A 2,362-nucleotide genomic window follows, 5' to 3' on the forward strand; every position below is an offset into this window, starting at 1 on the left:
GGCCGCCACCCTCACCACCACCGACCTCGCCCGCCTCGCCCGCACCGGCATCACCCCCCTCACCACCACCGAAGCCCTCACCCACTTCGACACGGTCCTCGGCTCGAACCCGGCACTCGCCGTACCCGCGAGGTTCGACACGGCCGCGCTGCGGGCACTCGGCGACCCGGGCAGGATGGCACCGGTCCTGCGCGGTCTGGTCCCGCCGCGGGTGCCGCCGGCCCCGGCGGGCCGCCCCGCGGCCTCGGCCCCGGCCGGCGGGGACAACACCCCGCCCTGGGTGCGAACGCTCTCCGGGGCCGCCGAGGCCGACCGGCCGAGGACCGTCCGCGAGCTGGTGCGGGCGAGGGTCACCGAGGTCCTGGGCCGGCCGGCGAACCGCCTGGTGCCCACCGACCGCGGGCTGATGGACCTCGGGTTCGACTCCCTCACCGCCGTCGACCTGCGCAACCGGATCGGCGCGGACACCGGCCTCCGGCTGCCCACCACCGTGCTCTTCGACCATCCGACGGTCGACGCGCTCGCCGCCCACGTACACGGGGAACTGGCCGACCGGCTCCCGGGCGCCACGGCGGAACTACTCACCCGGATCGCCGAGTTGGAGGCCGCCGTCGACGGCACCGGCACGCCGCTCGACGAGGAGGCGCGCGAACGCGTCACCGCCCGCCTGTCCTCCGTCCTGGCCCGGCTCTCGCCCGACCCGCACGGCACCGGCCCCGCCACCACGACCGCACAGGTCGAGCACGCCTCCGACGACGAGCTGTTCGAGCTCATCGACGGACAGCTCGGCCTCGACTGACCCGCACCCCACATTCCGGTACCACATCCCGTACGACGCACGACGAGGAGAGTTGACGTCTCATGACGAGCGAGGCGACGAACGAGGCCAGGCTCCGCGACTATCTCAAGCGCGTGACGAACGACCTGCTGCAGACCAAGCAGCGCCTGACCGAGGTGGAGGCCGAGCGGCAGGAGCCGATCGCGATCGTCGGCATGGCCTGCCGCTACCCGGGCGGGGTGCGCACCCCGGAACAGCTGTGGCGGCTCGTCGAGTCGGGCACGGACGCGATATCCGCCTTCCCCGACAACCGGGGCTGGGACATCGCCGGGTTGTACGACCCGGACCCGGACCGGGTCGGCCGGACCTACACCCGCGAGGGCGGGTTCCTGCACGACGCCGACCGGTTCGACCCCGCGTTCTTCGGCATCAGCCCGCGTGAAGCCGTCAGCATGGACCCGCAGCAGCGGCTGCTGCTGGAGACCGCGTGGGAGGCGTTCGAGCGGGCCGGCATCGACCCGACCTCACTGCACGGCTCGCGCACCGGCGTCTACGCCGGCGTGATGTACGCGGACTACGGCGGCCGGATCAGGAAGGCGCCGGACGACCTGGAGGGCTACGTCGGCACCGGCAGCGCGGGCTCGGTCGCCTCCGGCCGGATCTCCTACACCTTCGGGCTGGAGGGGCCGGCGGTCACGATCGACACCGCGTGCTCGTCCTCGCTGGTCGCGCTGCACCTCGCGGTGCAGTCCCTGCGGCGGGGCGAGTGCGACCTGGCGCTCGCCGGCGGTGCGACCGTGCTCGCCACACCCGGGCTGTTCGTGGAGTTCAGCCGGCAGCGCGGACTGTCAGCCGACGGCCGCTGCAAGGCCTTCGCCGCGGCGGCCGACGGCACCGGCTGGGGCGAGGGCGCGGGCCTGCTGCTCGTCGAGCGCCTCTCCGACGCCCGCCGCAACGGCCACCACGTGCACGCCGTGATCCGCGGCACGGCGGCCAACCAGGACGGCACGAGCGGTCAGCTCTCGGCGCCCAACGGACCCTCACAGCAGCGGGTGATCCGCGCCGCGCTCGCCGACGCCGGGCTCACGGGCGCCGACGTCGACGCGGTCGAGGCCCACGGCACCGGCACCCGCCTCGGCGACCCCATCGAAGCCCAGGCGCTCCTCGCCACCTACGGACAGGACCGGCCCGCCGAACACCCCCTCCTGCTCGGCTCCCTGAAGTCCAACATCGGCCACACCCAGGCCGCCGCAGGAGTCGGCGGAATCATCAAGATGGTCGAGGCCATGCGCCACGGGGTCCTGCCGCGCACCCTGCACGTCGACGAACCCACCCCGCACGTCGACTGGACCACCGGCGCCGTCGAACTCCTCACCGACAACACCGCATGGCCCGCACACGACCGCCCCCGCCGCGCCGCCGTCTCCTCCTTCGGCATCAGCGGCACCAACGCCCACGTCATCCTCGAACAGGACCGCATCGAGGACACCGAGCCGGTGGGGCCGGTCACGCCCGCCACCGGCCCGACCGTGTTCCTGCTCTCCGCCCACACCGAACAAGCCCTCCAGGAACAGGCCCGCCAAC

At 73.8% G+C, this 2,362-nt stretch carries 2 protein-coding genes; both read left to right on the forward strand.

What is annotated here, in order from left to right; translation table 11 throughout:
- The coding region (locus ACFVSN_RS43360) for a beta-ketoacyl reductase (RefSeq protein ID WP_387958999.1) at positions 1-799 on the forward strand (799 nt) is incomplete at its 5' end.
- A gap of 62 nt (positions 800-861) precedes the next feature.
- The coding region (locus ACFVSN_RS43365) for a type I polyketide synthase (RefSeq protein WP_387959002.1) at positions 862-2,362 on the forward strand (1,501 nt) is incomplete at its 3' end.

Source organism: Kitasatospora sp. NPDC057904, assembly GCF_042887925.1.
Taxonomy (GTDB): Bacteria; Actinomycetota; Actinomycetes; order Streptomycetales; family Streptomycetaceae; genus Kitasatospora.